This is a genomic window from Vreelandella massiliensis, from assembly GCF_900155385.1.
Taxonomy (GTDB): Bacteria; Pseudomonadota; Gammaproteobacteria; order Pseudomonadales; family Halomonadaceae; genus Vreelandella; species Vreelandella massiliensis.
On the sequence record NZ_LT699744.1, the window covers coordinates 518,306 to 532,998 of the forward strand.

The 14,693-nt window shown below is 58.9% G+C and carries 10 protein-coding genes and 1 other annotated feature; all 10 genes read right to left on the minus strand.

Annotated elements, in window-relative coordinates; all coding sequences use genetic code 11:
* Positions 1-248: 248 nt before the first annotated feature.
* The 10 genes from BQ9846_RS02415 to BQ9846_RS02465 all read right to left on the minus strand — a co-directional run bounded on the left by BQ9846_RS02415 (position 249) and on the right by BQ9846_RS02465 (position 14,689).
* The gene (locus BQ9846_RS02415; protein WP_075879022.1) at positions 249-1,190 is read right to left on the minus strand and encodes a diguanylate cyclase domain-containing protein; all 942 of its coding nucleotides are present in this window, start codon (positions 1,188-1,190) and stop codon (positions 249-251) included.
* On the minus strand, positions 1,187-4,183 hold the full coding sequence (locus BQ9846_RS02420) for a PAS domain S-box protein (RefSeq protein ID WP_075879023.1): 2,997 nt from the start codon (positions 4,181-4,183) through the stop codon (positions 1,187-1,189). Before BQ9846_RS02420 ends, BQ9846_RS02415 begins: the two co-directional genes overlap by 4 nt.
* Positions 4,184-4,190: 7 nt before the next feature.
* A complete protein-coding gene (locus tag BQ9846_RS02425) occupies positions 4,191-5,324 on the minus strand; it encodes an HD-GYP domain-containing protein (protein WP_235818887.1) in 1,134 nt (377 codons plus the stop codon).
* 15 nt (positions 5,325-5,339) lie between these two features.
* On the minus strand, positions 5,340-7,043 hold the full coding sequence (locus BQ9846_RS02430) for a PAS domain-containing hybrid sensor histidine kinase/response regulator (protein ID WP_075879024.1): 1,704 nt from the start codon (positions 7,041-7,043) through the stop codon (positions 5,340-5,342).
* Between the two features lie 236 nt (positions 7,044-7,279).
* A complete protein-coding gene (locus tag BQ9846_RS02435; RefSeq protein ID WP_075879025.1) occupies positions 7,280-8,659 on the minus strand; it encodes an IS1380 family transposase in 1,380 nt (459 codons plus the stop codon).
* An 89-nt stretch (positions 8,660-8,748) separates the two neighbouring features.
* The gene (locus BQ9846_RS02440) at positions 8,749-9,591 is read right to left on the minus strand and encodes a PAS domain-containing protein (protein ID WP_083651446.1); all 843 of its coding nucleotides are present in this window, start codon (positions 9,589-9,591) and stop codon (positions 8,749-8,751) included.
* Positions 9,557-10,782 (minus strand): IS3 family transposase gene (locus tag BQ9846_RS02445; RefSeq protein WP_144049355.1). Its coding sequence is split into 2 segments (ribosomal slippage): positions 9,557-10,497 and positions 10,497-10,782, totalling 1,227 coding nucleotides; the frame shifts between segments, so codons are not numbered across the junction. The genes BQ9846_RS02440 and BQ9846_RS02445 overlap by 35 nt, the downstream gene beginning before the upstream one ends.
* Positions 10,388-10,504, minus strand: a sequence feature (AL1L pseudoknot). Its footprint overlaps the gene before it by 117 nt.
* A complete protein-coding gene (locus BQ9846_RS02455; RefSeq protein WP_075879027.1) occupies positions 10,775-12,676 on the minus strand; it encodes a response regulator in 1,902 nt (633 codons plus the stop codon). Before BQ9846_RS02455 ends, BQ9846_RS02445 begins: the two co-directional genes overlap by 8 nt.
* Complete coding sequence (locus BQ9846_RS02460; protein ID WP_075879028.1) at positions 12,673-13,053, minus strand: response regulator; 381 nt, start codon at positions 13,051-13,053, stop codon at positions 12,673-12,675. Before BQ9846_RS02460 ends, BQ9846_RS02455 begins: the two co-directional genes overlap by 4 nt.
* The gene (locus BQ9846_RS02465) at positions 13,046-14,689 is read right to left on the minus strand and encodes an ATP-binding protein (RefSeq protein WP_075879029.1); all 1,644 of its coding nucleotides are present in this window, start codon (positions 14,687-14,689) and stop codon (positions 13,046-13,048) included. Before BQ9846_RS02465 ends, BQ9846_RS02460 begins: the two co-directional genes overlap by 8 nt.
* Positions 14,690-14,693 lie beyond the last annotated feature (4 nt).

Consider the following 14,693-nt stretch of genomic DNA (forward strand, 5'->3'; position numbering starts at 1 on the left):
GGGATATGAGTTGGCTCGCCACCGTAAAAATCCCCACTGTGGGACTTTTGCGGCGATAACCAAGCCATTCCCTCGGGCAGTCGTCTTGGAAGCAGAAACCAGGAAGGTGACGACCTGGGAATCCCCTTCCTTTCCGTCGTTAGACGGCAGCGCAAGCTGAGGAAGGGGAGGATGTCAATCACGACATAACGCTAGGGTCAGCTTCGCGCAGCACGTTTGCTGAGCTGACGGCACCCGCTCTGTCGTCATCACGTTGACTCGCTGGCCAACCGGTAGCAGTTGCGCCCCGCCTGCTTGGCCGCATAGAGTGCGGCATCGGCCTGGGCGAGCAGGCTTGTCATGCAGGCCTGATCGTCTCTTGGTGTGTCGGTACTAGCCGGCAGCACCGCCACCCCAAGGCTCAGTGTGACCACCTCGGCAGCGCTGGAATGAGCATGAGGCAGGGCAAGCGCTTGTACCGCCTCGCGCAGGCGTTCGGCTACACGGCACGCCCCCGCGGCATCGGTACCCGGCAGTAGCGCCACAAACTCTTCGCCACCGTAACGCGCGATCACATCGGTGGGGCGCTCCGCGGCAAGTGTTAAGGCCAGTGCGACCTTCTTCAAGCACTCATCCCCTGGGCCATGGCCATAATGGTCGTTGAACTGCTTAAAATGATCCACATCCATCAAGATGACCGAGAGGGGCGAGCCTTGGCGTCGAGCGAGACCGAACTCTCGGGTTAGCTGCTCGTCGAAGTAACGTCGATTAGGAATGCCGGTCAGACCGTCGAGCATGGCGATCTTTTCCAATAGATCGGTCTTACGCTTAAGGCTCAGATGGGTATTGACCCGGGCGCGCACTATTACCGGATAAAATGGCTTGGTGATATAGTCCACCGCGCCGAGCAGAAAACCTTTCTCCTCGTCAGTCACCGAATTACTTGCTGTCACAAAGATTACCGGAATATCGTGGGTACGACGGTTTTCCTTGAGGCGCTGACAGACCTCGTAACCGTCCATGTCTGGCATCTGAACGTCAAGCAGGATCAGGTCGGGTGGCATCTCCCCGTTGGCGAGCGTTAGGGCTTTTGCGCCACTGTTGGCCACTTTGATACGGCAGTCTGCCTTGAGCAGTTTGGCCAACACCTGAATGTTATCAGGCTGGTCATCCACGATGAGCACGGTCGGGGTGAGTTGCTCTAGGCTCATGTCACTTTTCCTTCTGCCGCTTGAATGAGGGCGTCGAGTTGCTCAAGCGCTGCCTCGTTCTCCATCTGTTCCACCAGGGTGGTCAGCTGGGCAAGACTAGCAGCGCTGGCGACGGTTTCCAGTGAGGCGAGGGCTGCCTGAAGCGTGGTTTCATCAACGAACTCGCTGGCCGCAAGGTACTCGCGCAGTTGCGCAATAGCAGCGGGGTCTTGTGTGACACGCGCTGTCTGGCGGGGCGCGCTTAGGGAGGTGAGGGCATGCTTGGCTTCTTTAAGGGCGCCAACGAGGGCTTGACGCTGAGCGTGGGTCACGTTGCCACCCGCGTAGAGGATGGTTTCGATCTCACCTGCAAGCTGATGCAGTGTTTCGGCGGCAAGGGTGCCGGCCAACCCCTTGAGGGAGTGGGCCAGCCGTCTGGCGGCGTCACGTTCGCCTGCTTGAATCAGGCCGGGTAGGGCGGCAAACTCGTGCTCAAGCCGTTCACGAAAGCGCACTAGCATGGCGAGATAAAAGTCTTCCGCGCCATCGACATAGCGCACTCCTTTGGCGACATCAAAGCCTTTTAAGCTTGCGGGCAGGCATCCGGTTGTCGGCGTTGCAGGTGGAGTGACCGGCGCTTGTGCTTCAGTACCCAGCCAGTGCGCCAGCGTGCGATAGAGCATTGCGCTGTCAATGGGCTTGTCCACATGGTCATCAATGCCAGCTTGGCGCGCGCGGCTGCGGTCGTCCTGCATCACGGACGCGGAAAGCGCGATGACCGGTGGCGTGAAGCCTCTTTCGCGTAGGCGAGCGGTGGCCTCAAAACCATCCATTACCGGCATTTGTAAATCCATCAGCACCAGATCGAAGGCCGACTCCTTAGCTTTGTCCAGGGCCTCAACGCCATTTTCTGCTAGCACAATCTCGGCGCCGGTTTTCTCTAGCAGGCGTAGTGCCACCTCCAGGTTGATGGCGTTGTCATCCACAAGAAGAAGGCGGTAGCCATCCAGCGCGGGGAGCGTCGCCATCTTTGCACGCTCAGGCGCGGCATGCCTGGCTGAATCGGCTGTTGTGGACGCTCCGGCTAGAGAGAAAGTGAGACTGAAGAAAAAGTGACTCCCTTGACCCGGAGTGGATTCCACGTTTAATTGGCCGCCCATCATCTCCACGAGTTGGCGACTGATCGCGAGCCCGAGGCCGGTGCCGCCGTACTGACGGGTGGTTGAGGTGTCGACCTGGGAGAAGCTTTGAAACAGTTTCGCTATATCGGCTGAGGTCATGCCGATGCCGGTATCCGTCACGCTGAAGGTCAGATGAGCACTATCGGCTTGGCGTTCCGTTAGTGCTACGTTCAAGGTGACACTGCCGGCGGCGGTGAACTTCACGGCGTTGCTGAGTAGGTTGGTGAGTACCTGGCTTAGACGTAGCGTATCGCCGATCAGCCATCGGGGGACTTCGGGATCGATCACTATCTCCAGGGCGAGTCCGCGCTTTTGGGCCGTGGCCTCAAAAAGGGCCCACATCTGCTCGGTTAGGCTATTGACATCAAAGGGGATCTGCTCAAGCTCAAGCTTGCCGGCCTCGATCTTGGAGTAGTCGAGTACATCGTTGATGATCCCCAGTAGTAACCGTGAGGCGTCGTGAATTTTATCGAGGTAGTCGCGCTGTTTGGCATCCAGCGGCGTCTCCTGCAGCAGTTGGCTCAGGCCGATCACGGCATTCATGGGGGTGCGAATCTCGTGGCTCATGTTGGCGAGAAACTCGCTTTTGGCACGGTTGGCTTGCTCGGCCTCCTCGAGGGCTTGCTCCATGCGGACTTCACGCTCCTTGGCCTTAGCCTCGGCAGCTTTAAGCTCCGAAATATCTTGAATAATGGACCAAATAACCGGCCGCCCCTCAGCGTCGAGGCCCTTGAAGCCGCTTAGCAGCACGGGATAGCGCGAACCATCGCGGCGCTGGTACTCCTTCTCGAAAGGGCCGTAGCGTCCGGTACTTTCTAGTATCTCTAGTTGCTGCTGCTCGGCTTGCTTGTACTCCACCGGGGTGATGTCCCAGTAGCTCAGACGCCGGAACGCTTCAGGGGTGTAGCCCGCCGGCTCATTGACGGCGGCGTTGAATTCCAGAAATTCGCCAGTTTGGTAGTCATTCATGGCGATCCCCACGGGGGAGAGCTCGAAAAGGCCCCGAAACTTGGCTTCCTCGGCGGCCAGTTCGCGGCGCTCATGCACGCGCTGGCTGATATCACGGATAGTGCCGATAAATTCGCGAGGATGATCCAGGCCGGTATCCGCAACGTTAAGCTCAATGGGAAAAGTGCTACCATCGCGACGCAGCGCCGTGACTTCACGGCCGATGCCAATAACGCGTCGCTCGCCGGTGTGTTCGTAGCGCTGCATGTAGCTGTCGTGTTGGCTGCTATAGGGCTCGGGCATCAGCCGGCGCAGGTTCTCGCCGATGATCTCCGAGGCCCTGTAGCCGAACATGGCTTCGGCTGCACGGTTGAAGCTTAAAATCCGCCCGGTGTCATCGGCGGTGATGATGGCGTCGCCAGCGGTGTTAAGCAGCGTGTGCATGCGCTGATTGGCGTCTTCAAGGCGTATCTCCAGGCGATGGCGGCTGATGACTTGGTGAAGCGTCCGGAGTAGCCGCGCCGCGTCAACATCACTTTTGACCAAATACTCCTGCGCGCCTGCCGCAAGCGCCTGCAGGGCAATGCCTTGGTCGTCGTTGCCGGTCAGCACGATGATGGGGGTATCCGCTGCCAACGCACGAGCATTGGTCACGGTGGGTATCCCTTGCGAGTCCGGCAGCCCTATATCCAGCAGTATTACATCCGCCGTGTCGCTTTCCAGAAAGCGAGTTAGCTCGGTAAAGGTGGCGACCTGGCTCAGCCTAATAGCTGTCTCGGTCTGTCCGCCCGGGGGGCGGCTGAGATAGTAGCGTATTAGCTCGGCCTCTGAGGGTTCATCCTCCACCAGCAGGACATGCAGGTGTGAAGCGGTTGACGTTAGCATGTGTCTCTCAAGAGGGGGTGGGTTCGTGATGGTCGCGGTAGTGCTCGCGCACCTTGAGGACCTCGGGTAGTACCTTAAAAAACGCATCCACCACGGCGGGGTCGAAGTGCTTGCCGCGATTCTCCTCGATGAGGGTAAGCGCTTCGTCCACCGACCAGGCGCGCTTATAGGGACGAGGCGAGGTGAGCGCGTCGAAGACATCGCTGATGGCGGCGATGCGCCCCGAGAGGGGAATCGCCTCGCCGGCGGTGCCGTGAGGATAGCCGCTGCCGTCCCACTTTTCGTGATGGGTGAGGGCGATATCCCGCGCTAAACGCAGTAGGTCCGAGTCATCGCCCTCCAGCATACGCGCCCCGATGGTGACGTGGGTTTTCATGATCTCCCACTCGTCGGGCTCGAATTTGCCGGGCTTGAGCAAAATGCGATCAGGTATGCCAATCTTGCCGATGTCGTGCATGGGGCTTGCCAGCAGTATCAGTTCGCACTCGGCGTCGGTCCAGCCCAGCTCTCGGGCGATCAGCGCGCAGCACTGGCTCATGCGTAGGATGTGCTCGCCGGTCTCCTCGTCGCGGTACTCGGCGGCCAGGCCGAGTCGGCGCACCACCTGCAGGCGGGTGTGGCTGACCTCCTCGGTACGCAGGCGCACCATTTCTTCGAGCACAGCGTTCTGTTCGTGTAGCAGGCGCTTACCCAGATGCGCTTCAAGTTGATTGCGCACCCGCATCATAAGCTCGGCCCGGTCGAAGGGTTTGGTGATGTAATCACGGGCGCCAAGAGATAGCGCACGTAGCAAAAACTCACGATCGCTTTGGGCCGTCAGCATGATGACCGGGGGCAGCAGAGGGTCATCGAGCGCCTGAAGCTGTTCGAGCACCGCAAAGCCGTCTAAGTACGGCATGTTAATATCGAGCAGAATGAGTGCCGCCCCTTCCTCTTGGTAGCGCGCCACCACCTCTCGCGGGTCGGCAATCAACTGCAGGTTCAAATAACCTTGGGCCCGGAGCATCCGGTCCATGAGCTTGAGGTTGGCGGGCTCGTCGTCAACGACAAGAATGCCGCCGGCCTTGATGTATTCCTCGTCCAAGTCACGCATGATCAGGCAAGTGCTCTCGATAGTCGTTGTACGATAGTTGTTGTACATAAAAGGAGCATGGCATTACGCCTGCCCGTTTTGTTTGGCATTACTGTCTTTCAGGTAGGCGTCCAGCGTTTCCAGAAAGGCCGTCACGTCCAAGGGTTTGGTCAGGTAGTGGTCAAAGCCCGCTTGCCTTGCCCGCGTGATGTCGTCGGGCATGGCGTTGGCGCTCACGGCCACGACGGGAATATCTCGCGTCTCTGGGTCTTGACGGAGAATCTCGAGCACCTCGAAGCCGCTTAGCCCAGGCATGTGGATATCGAGAAGAATCAACGCCGGACGCTGTTCCCGGGCAAGGATAATGCCTTGTTCGGGAGCTTTCGCGGTAAACAGCTGTATGCGTCTTCGGCCGCGTAGCAGTTTCTCTACGACCTTAAGGTTGGCTGGGTTGTCTTCGATATAGAGCACCGGTGAGTGTTCGAGGTCATCGACGGGCTCGGATGGCCTTGCCGGGGGAGTCACTACTTCGAAGGTTGGTTGATGCATCTCGCCGGGAAGCTCGACCCAGAAACAGCTCCCCACACCAGGCTGGCTCTCCATCTCCAACCGGCCTCCCATTCGTTCGGCGATGCGCCGGGAGATACTCAGGCCAATGCCGGTCCCCTCGATGGCGCTACCTTCTGCCTCAAGACGGTTGAAGGGCTGAAATAGGGCGGCATGATCTTCTGGCGCAATACCCTTACCGGTATCGGTGACGCGAATCTGTAAGCGTTCAGGGGCGGATGAGGCGAGCGCAACGTCAACCTGGCCCTGCTCGCGATTGTACTTAATGGCATTGGAGAGCAAGTTGAGCAATACCTGCTTGAGCCGGGTGCGATCGGCTTGCACGACAGCACCATTGAGATCCTCAGTGCAGAGTTGGATCCCGCGTTTGGCGGCTTGAGCGCGCACGAGTGTTAAGCACTCTTCCACGACGTCGGCGACCGCTACCGGCTCTAGTGAAAACTCCAAGTGCCCCGATTCGACCTTGGCGAGATCCAGTATCTCGTTGATCAGCGTAAGCAGATGCTGGCCCGCCTTGAGAATTTCGGCCACGCTATCCCGCTGGTCCGCGTCGAGGCTCTCTTCGTACTCCAGCAGTTGGCCAAAGCCGATAATGGCATTGAGCGGGGTGCGCAGTTCATGGCTCATGTTGGAAAGAAACTCAGACTTGGCGCGATTAGCGCGCTCGGCCTCTTCACGAGCTCGGATGAGTTCCGTTTCCACCCGCTTACGTTCGTCGATATCACTATGGATACCAATGACGCGGGTGGGGTGTCCGCTGCTGTCGCGTTCGGCCACGGTGCTGCGACAGAGTACCCACTTATAGCGACCGTTTTTGCAGCGAATCCGAAGCTCAACCTCGTAGCTTGTACGACGGTCCTGAAGGTAGGCGTCTAGGCGCTCTTGGGCCAAGGGAAGGTCATCTGGGTGAACATCCTTTTCCCAAGCGTCTGGGGTGCGATAAAACTCCTCGGGGCGATAGCCGAGCATTTCGGCGTAAAGGCGAGAGTACTGAACGACGTTGCCGGGAATGTCCCAGTCCCAAACACCGTCGCCTGCGCCCTCAACGGCAAAAGTGAAGCGCTCCTGGCTTTCGCGTAAGGCTTTTTCGGCGTCTATCTGAGGAGTAATGTCTTGTATGGTCCCTTTGAGAAAAACCAGCCGGCCAGCCTCATTCATCTCGGCCTTGGCCAGCTCGTGGACGTGGCGCACCTCGCCATCAGGGCGCAGAATGCGGTACATGACCCCGCCTCATTCATGAGGGTGCCGATTGAGCGTTTTGGAGCCATGGGTTGCCGGCTTCGGTTTTTCGCAGCCGTATCGATGGCGTGTTGACACACAGATTAATGCCCAAGTGTAGCGCTTATCTTCGTTGTCTATAACTTTCAGGCATTGATCCCGGCCATCAAGGTAGCCATGTCCGCCGGCCCCCGTTGTGGCCGCCTTGTTCTTGCGTTAGTTATGAGTTTATCGCCGTATTAGCTCAGTGCGGTCAGCTTCGGCAGCCCCTTGAGCAAGGTGGGCCACCATTTTTCAGCGGCGTCACCGAGGTGAACGGTGATACGTCGAGCATGTAGCGAGAGGGTGGAAGCGACCTTGAGCACCTGCTCGCGCATCCGGCTCAGGCTCCAGCCTTGGCGAGTTTGTCGCACCAGAAGACAGCGCAGGCCATGCAGGACCTGGTAGGCGTAGAGGCTCAGCAGTAGACTCACTTCGTTACGAGCCATCACGTCTTGAACGGTGGAGGCGCCACGATCCGTCGAGGAGAGATGCACGTCGAGGGCTGATTTTACCTCGCCCATGTGCGCTTCGGCACTGCCGCGCTTACGGTAAAGCGCCAGGACTTTCTCTGGGGGCCAGTGGAACTTGCTGAGATTGGTGACCAGGAAGAAGGCATGCAGCAACAGATCATCGGGGCGTTCCTGCACCACCAGTACCACGCGCCGTGGTGACGACCAGGAGCCGGCTTGGTATTCCAGGTCATGACACCATTCACGAGGCTGTTCGGGTGGCCGGCCACGGGGTCGCTTGAGATAGGGCGCGGCTAGCTGCTGTAGACCTGTATGGCTGCGGAGCCGGCCCAAGTACTGAATGTCACGCGCTTCCAAGGCCTCCAGTGTCGCGTTGCCTGTGAAGCCAGCGTCAATGCGCACTCGCACCTGGGCGCCGGTGCTCTCGTTGAGTCGCCGTACCAGATGCGGGACCCAGGTGTCGGCATTCTCGGCCGGGCCAGCATTGCCCTCCCGCAGCAAACCGCCCACCATGTCGCCGGTCTCTGCCAACGACGCGACTAGCGGTGAGTAGATGCGGGCACCGTAATGACCATGAAAGGCCGAGCCGCCCTGGTGACCGTGGACCTCAATCGGCAGGCCATCGATGTCCAGTGTCAGTTGATCCGGGCGTTTGCCCTTCTCCAGCGAGGTCAGACGCCAGACCACCAACCGCAGCAAACCTTCGTGTACGGCATCGATGTTGTCGCTACGTCCAAGGCACGTCAGCAGCCGCGACAGCGTGGCTTGGGACGGCCGGTCCTGCGCCAATGGCGTCATCCCGCGCGCATCGCTGCAGGCCAGTTGCCAGAGCGGGTCGTGGCGCAGTGTGTCGGTATCACTGAGATCGATCCAGCCCATCGCACGCTGTAGCACCAGCGTCCGCAGCTGGCTGGCCAGCGAATGGCGGATACGCAGTGGGTTGCGTGGGTCGACCAGATTATCCTCCAGCGCGTCGATCACGCCGCTGTTGTCGAGGGCTTCACGCAGCAGCAAAGCGCCGCTGTCACTGGTGGTGCGTTGACCATCGAGCTCAACGCGGATGGACCCGTTGCAGGACGGAATCCAGGGAGATACAGTTTCACCCATAGCGGATGGTCCTCTTGAATCAGGTTCTTGGCGGAACGCACTGATTTTTCAAGAGAATACCATCCGCTATTTTCGTTTTCAGGTCTGCCTCATGAATAAGACGGGATGACATCATGAGTCCCTTGTGTTTGCGTGTGACGCATACTAACGCTGAGTCGTCCGCGATCCTCGGGATGAATACGGGCTTTTAGGACCGTGTCACACGGCGTCACTTCGCCGGGTTGATAGCCTAGAATGCGGAACACCTCATCAGACCACGCGCGCTCACGGTTAAGAAGATTTAGCTGCCAGCTGCCGATATGCGCCAGGCGTTGAGCTTCAAGCAGCTCGTGTTCGCGCTCGACAAGGGCGAGTTCAGCGCGTTTGCGTGCATCAATATCCTGCACCACGCCGATCATTTGCAAAGGCGCTCCCTGCGCATCGCGCAGCACGGCTCCGCGTTCAAGCAGCCAGCGTACCTGTCCATCGGGCCATATCACGCGATGCTCGTACTCATAAGGGGCATCGTTTTCGATGGTGGCGCGAATCGCCGCGTTGAGCCCCTCGCGATCCTCAGGATGAACCGCCTGGATAAACAGGTCGTAAGAGGGTGCGATCTCCTCTGATCGAGCGTAACCGAAAAGAGGCGCGATCTGCTCGGTCCAATAGAGTTTGCCGCTCTGGATATGCCACTCCCAAGTGCCGATATTGGCGTACATCTGGCCTCGGCGTAGGCGTTCCTTGTGCTCTTTTAACTCCGTCTGCGCACGTCGGCTGTCGGTGATATCGTGAAAGCTCCATACCCGGCCGATCGCGGCCCCGTCCATCACGGGTTGCGAGTACACCTCTAAAAAACGTCCACTGCTCAACTCCAGGATGTGAACCGTACCGGCTTTCTCGGAGACCCGTTTGTTTGAGTCAGGCAGCTTTATTAGCCTGACCCTGGTGCTCATAATACAGGGCTTCTCTCTCTGCCGGTGGCATGTTGCCAATCGGCTCCAATATCCGCCGATGATTGAACCAGTCAACCCACTCTAACGTAGCAAACTCAACCGCTTCTAGATGCCGCCATGGTCCGCGTCGGCGAATCACTTCGGTCTTAAAAAGGCCGATGACTGTTTCAGCCATTGCGTTATCGTACGAATCGCCCACGCTTCCGACTGAAGGCTCAATGCCGGCATCTAACAAGCGCTCTGTGTACCGAATCGACACATATTGCACTCCCCTATCGCTATGGTGAACAAGGTCACTTTCAGGCCGTTGAGGACGCTCATGGAGTGCCTGTTCAAGCGCATCCAACACCATATCAGTTCGGGGTGTACTGGATACTCGCCAACCAATGATTCGGCGAGCAAAAGCATCAATGACGAAGGCAACATAAACAAAGCCCTGCCATGTCGCCACGTACGTAAAATCGGATACCCACAGGGCGTTTGGCTGAGCCGGCTGAAACTGCCGCTTGACCAAATCCGCCGGACAGGCTTTGTGGGGATCGGAAACGGTCGTACGGATCGGCTTACCCCGTATCACGCCGCGCAGCCCCAACTGGCGCATCAGGCGAGCGATAGTGCAGCGAGCTGCCGAAATACCTTCTCGGTGCAGTTGACGCCAGACTTTGCGGATGCCGTAGACGCCAAAGTTCTCGTCCCACACGCGCTGGATTTCGGCCCGTAGCCAGCGTTCACGTTGGTGACGGGGAGGCGCTCGGTCGGGCTCACGTAGGCGAGCTTGGTGTTCATAGTACGTTGACGGGGCGATCGGCAGGACACGGCAGATCGGCTCGACCCCGTATAGCGCTCGATGATCATCGATAAAGTTGATCATCACTTGCTTCGGCGGTCGAGCTCCGCCTGGGCAAAATACGCAGACGCCTTTCGCAGTATCTCGTTGGCCTGCTTCAACTCTCGATTTTCACGTTCTAGCGCCTTAATTCGATCACGCTCAGAGGTCGTAGTGCCTTCTCGACGACCGGCGTCACGCTCCGCCTGGCGGACCCAGCTGCGCAGTGTTTCAGGATTACAGCCGATTTTAGGCGCAATGGCACCGATAGCGGCCCACTGGGAGGGATAATCAGCTTCATGGTCGAAGACCATGCGTACCGCCCGCTGGCGGACTTCAGGGGAATATCGATTTGATTTACTCATAGCTCCATCCTCTCAAGGTTTGGAGCCTCCGGGAATCCCGGAACGGTTCAATGTTGTGAAAAGTCTCCTGGGTTTGATAAAGCGCTTCAATGCGATTGAAGAAGTCGCCGCTTTGGGCACTGCTTACAATTTTATGTGCAACCGCCTTGAGGTGTTCGCGTTCATCCATCCCTTGATGCGCCTGGGAGGTGGGCAAATCCCAGAGTTGGCGAAAGCGGTCATTGGCAAAACGCACGCGCCGATCAGGCGCCACTGCCAGAATGCCATCCTGAGTCGCATCTAGCGTAGCGGTAAGCTCCTGCTCGCGCGCTTTAAGATCTAGCTCGGCTTGCTTTAGCTGCGTGATGTCGGTGCGAATCGAGACGTACTGGTAAGGGTTGCCGGTCTCATCGAGAAAGGGCGTGATAGTCGATTCCACCCAGTAATGCTTGCCATCTTTGCAGCGGTTGCAAATCTCGCCTTGCCATACATTGCCGTGGCAGATCGTCTGCCACATGTCATGGTAGAAGGCCGGTGAGTGCATGCCGGATTTCACGATACGGTGGTTGCGGCCCATGAGTTCTTCGCGAGAATAGCCGCTGATCTGACAGAAGCGCTCATTAACCTCGATAATATTGCCGTCTCTGTCAGCGACACTGACGATGGCGTGGTGGTTGAGCGTTAGGTGTTCGCGCTGGCGCTCGTACAGCGAGGTCTCTAGGCGTTTGCGAATAGCCCCGTGCTGGCGACTGCGGCGCGCACGCACGGCCACCGCTTCGATAAAGTGCTCTGGATCCACCGGCTTGACCAGGAAATCATCGCCGCCGAGGTTGAGGGCGTGTAGCTGCTGCTGCAGATCGGTTTCGGCGGAGAGAAATAGAATCGGTAGCTCAAGGTAATTGTCGCGCTCGCGTAGGACGGCAGCGAGTTCAGGGCCGCTTACCTCGGGCATATGCACATCCAGTACCACGACATCAGGCGGCCAAGTCTCCATGGCATTGAGAAGCGCCATCGGCTCGGCCAGGGAAAAAACCTCCATGCCGGCACTTTCCAGTACCAAGGTTTGGCTCTCCAGCAGCACAGGGTCGTCATCCACCAGCAAGACGCGATAGGGCTTGGGTGGCTGGCGCCCGCTCAAGCTATCCAGTAGCTGTATGAGTCCAGGAATCTCCACCGGTTTGGTGAGATAGCGGCAAGCCCCGGCGCGCAGGGCCGCCAGGCGCGCTTCTAGGTCATCGCGCACCGAAATGACCACGGTGGGGATGCCTTCCTGGCCACCGAGGCGGAGTCTTTGGATCAACTCAGCTCCCTGTAAGGTGCCGTTATCCAATACCATGTCGATGATGACCACCGCCGGAAGCTCTGCCTTGGCATCGCTCAATGCTTGCTGAAACGCCTCTATTTGAGTGAAGCCTTGCACACGGTAGCGGCGTTTTTCGAGCGCCTGCGTCAGGTGAGCAAGCTGTAAGCTGTCATCTTCCAGTATGAACAGCAGGGGTTGAGTGGTGGGAGAGGGGGGCGGAGCCGGAATCATCAGCGACGGTTCGGTGCGTGTGAGACTCTGATGGGCCTCTGTGAGCAAGGCATCAAGTGCCTCTTTAAGCCCCTGGTGCTGGACGTCTGTAAGTGGCGGTGATGCTTCAAGGGCTGCCTTGGCGCGCCTTTCTAAAGTGCGCGCGCAGCGCGATAGCGTGGGCATGCCAAAGGTGCCGGCGGTGCCGGTTAAACGGTGTGCCAGAGTGTGTAGGGTATCAAGCCCTAGGGACTCTGAGTGCGACGCCGATACCGTCGTCTCGCTGCGGGCATGGGGCACCTCCAAGCAGCGGCGCATGGCGTCCAAGCGCTCAGGGAGCTGCTGAATAAATTGCGCACGCAGCGCGTTGAGCGCAGCCACGGCTTCTTCGGGCGTTGTCATGGCCTCTCCTTATGCCACAGCGCTTTAACTTCATCGGCAAGGGTCATCGGGTCGAACGGCTTGGCAATCACGCCGCAAGCGCCCAGAGCGGTGTAATGCGCCACCTCCTCAGGCTGCACGCGGGCGGTCATAAAGGCGATGGGCACATGTTGTAGCGCGGGGTCTTGGCGCAGTGCGGCCAGGGTCGTCGGGCCGTCCATGCCGGGCATCATCACATCCAGCAAAATCATGTCCGGGGCCAGAGCCGGCGCTCTCTCCAGCGCCTCGGCACCGGAGCTGCAGAGCGTGACCTGTAGACCGCCAATGGCTGCAAGCGCCAGCCGGGCCACCACCTGAATATCGGGGTCGTCTTCTACGCAGAGAATGTGCTCAAGCATTGGGTGTCTCTCCTGGTGCGGGGGCGGTACTGTCAGGCGTGATACCCATTGCCGCCAGCAGTGTTTCGGGGCCTGCTCGGGTCTTGAGCAGCACCGCCTCGACTTGTTCGGCTTCTTTGGCCGAGACCTCCCACGCGGTGAGCACGACGAGACGGGCATCGGGTTGTCGGGCACGAACCTCGGGGACCAGTGACCATCCGCTACCGTCGGGCAAGCTCAGGTCAAGCAGCACGGCATCAAAGCGTGCGCGCTCAAGCCGAGCGCGTGCGTCGAGCAGGGTAGCGGCATGCTCCAGGAGAATAGGGGCGCCCATTTGCGCCTGGAGCACTTGGGGAAGATCGATATCATCCTCGATAATAAGTACCCGCAAGACGTCTGCTTGACTGGCGTCGGTCTGCATTAGGGGTGTCTTGGCGGGTGCCGGCGCCGCCTCAAATCGGGGCGTAATGGGCAAGGTAAAGTAAAAGCGTGCCCCTTCCCCTTCAACCGAGTGAAAACCGATCTCACCGCCCATGCGCTCAATGATGTCACGGCTGATGGCGAGTCCCAGGCCGGTGCCTTCGCGCGTGCGGGTGTTGATGCTTTCCGCTTGGGCGAACTTTTCAAAGAGGTTTTTCTGGAACGCAGCAGGCACACCCGGGCCGTGATCCCGCACGCTCACTTCCACCCCTGTGTTTTTTGGCTCAGCGCTTAACACCACCTGGCCGCCAGGAGGGGAGAACTTCAACGCATTGGAAAGTAAGTTGGCCAGCACCTGCTGTAGGCGCTGTGCATCTACCGTTACCGTGACATCGACAATGGGCTCCAGAATCTCAATTGTCACCTTGCGCTCGTGGCTATAGGTGGCGAGGGCATCCACGGCTTGATAGATCAGTGGCGCTAGGGGCTCGGGCTGCATGTCAAAGCGCATCTTGCCGGCTGAGAGCTTTTCCATGTCGAGCAGGTCGTTAATCAACAGCGTTAAGCGCTTGCTGTTGGCGTGGGCGATCTCTAACATCTGGCTGGCGTCGGCGGAGAAGCGGCCCAGCATGCCGCTGTTGAGCAGCCCAAGGGCACCAGAGATAGACGTTAAAGGCGTGCGCAGCTCATGGCTGACCATGGAGACAAACTCGCTTTTCATTCGCTCGGCCCGCTCGCGCACTTGTTCTAAAGCTTGCTGATTGATTTCCGCCTCCACACAGGCTGCGAGGTCAGCAAGAAGTTGGCGCTCGCTGGCTTCAAGCTGACGGGGTTGCGGGTCGAGCAGACAGAGCGTGCCTAGGGCGTGACCGCTTGGCGTTTGCAAGGGCATGCCGGCGTAGAAGCGAATAAAGGGCGCCCCAGTGACCAACGGGTTATCGTGAAAGCGCACATCCTTCCGGGCATCGGGCACTTCAAACAGCGTCCGGCCCAGAATCGCGTGGCCGCAAAATGAGATATCACGGGGCGTTTCGCTGGCCTCAAGGCCTTGGCGTGACTTGAACCATTGACGCTCACTGTCGACGAGGGTAACCAATACCGTCGAAACGCCTAACGCCTGCTGGGCAATGCGTGTCAGGCGATCAAAGCGCTCCTCGGCGGCGGTGTCGAGAAGCCCTCTGGCGTGGAGCGCCGCGAGGCGCTCAAGCTCATTTTCTGGTAACGCAGGTGGTTGCATGATG

Coding starts and splice junctions, on each gene's coding strand:
- BQ9846_RS02415 (WP_075879022.1), bottom strand. CDS start 1,190: ATGAGCCTAGAGCAACTCACCCCGACCGTGCTCATCGTGGATGACCAG.
- BQ9846_RS02420 (WP_075879023.1), bottom strand. CDS start 4,183: ATGCTAACGTCAACCGCTTCACACCTGCATGTCCTGCTGGTGGAGGAT.
- BQ9846_RS02425 (WP_235818887.1), bottom strand. CDS start 5,324: ATGTACAACAACTATCGTACAACGACTATCGAGAGCACTTGCCTGATC.
- BQ9846_RS02430 (WP_075879024.1), bottom strand. CDS start 7,043: ATGTACCGCATTCTGCGCCCTGATGGCGAGGTGCGCCACGTCCACGAG.
- BQ9846_RS02435 (WP_075879025.1), bottom strand. CDS start 8,659: ATGGGTGAAACTGTATCTCCCTGGATTCCGTCCTGCAACGGGTCCATC.
- BQ9846_RS02440 (WP_083651446.1), bottom strand. CDS start 9,591: ATGAGCACCAGGGTCAGGCTAATAAAGCTGCCTGACTCAAACAAACGG.
- BQ9846_RS02455 (WP_075879027.1), bottom strand. CDS start 12,676: ATGACAACGCCCGAAGAAGCCGTGGCTGCGCTCAACGCGCTGCGTGCG.
- BQ9846_RS02460 (WP_075879028.1), bottom strand. CDS start 13,053: ATGCTTGAGCACATTCTCTGCGTAGAAGACGACCCCGATATTCAGGTG.
- BQ9846_RS02465 (WP_075879029.1), bottom strand. CDS start 14,689: ATGCAACCACCTGCGTTACCAGAAAATGAGCTTGAGCGCCTCGCGGCG.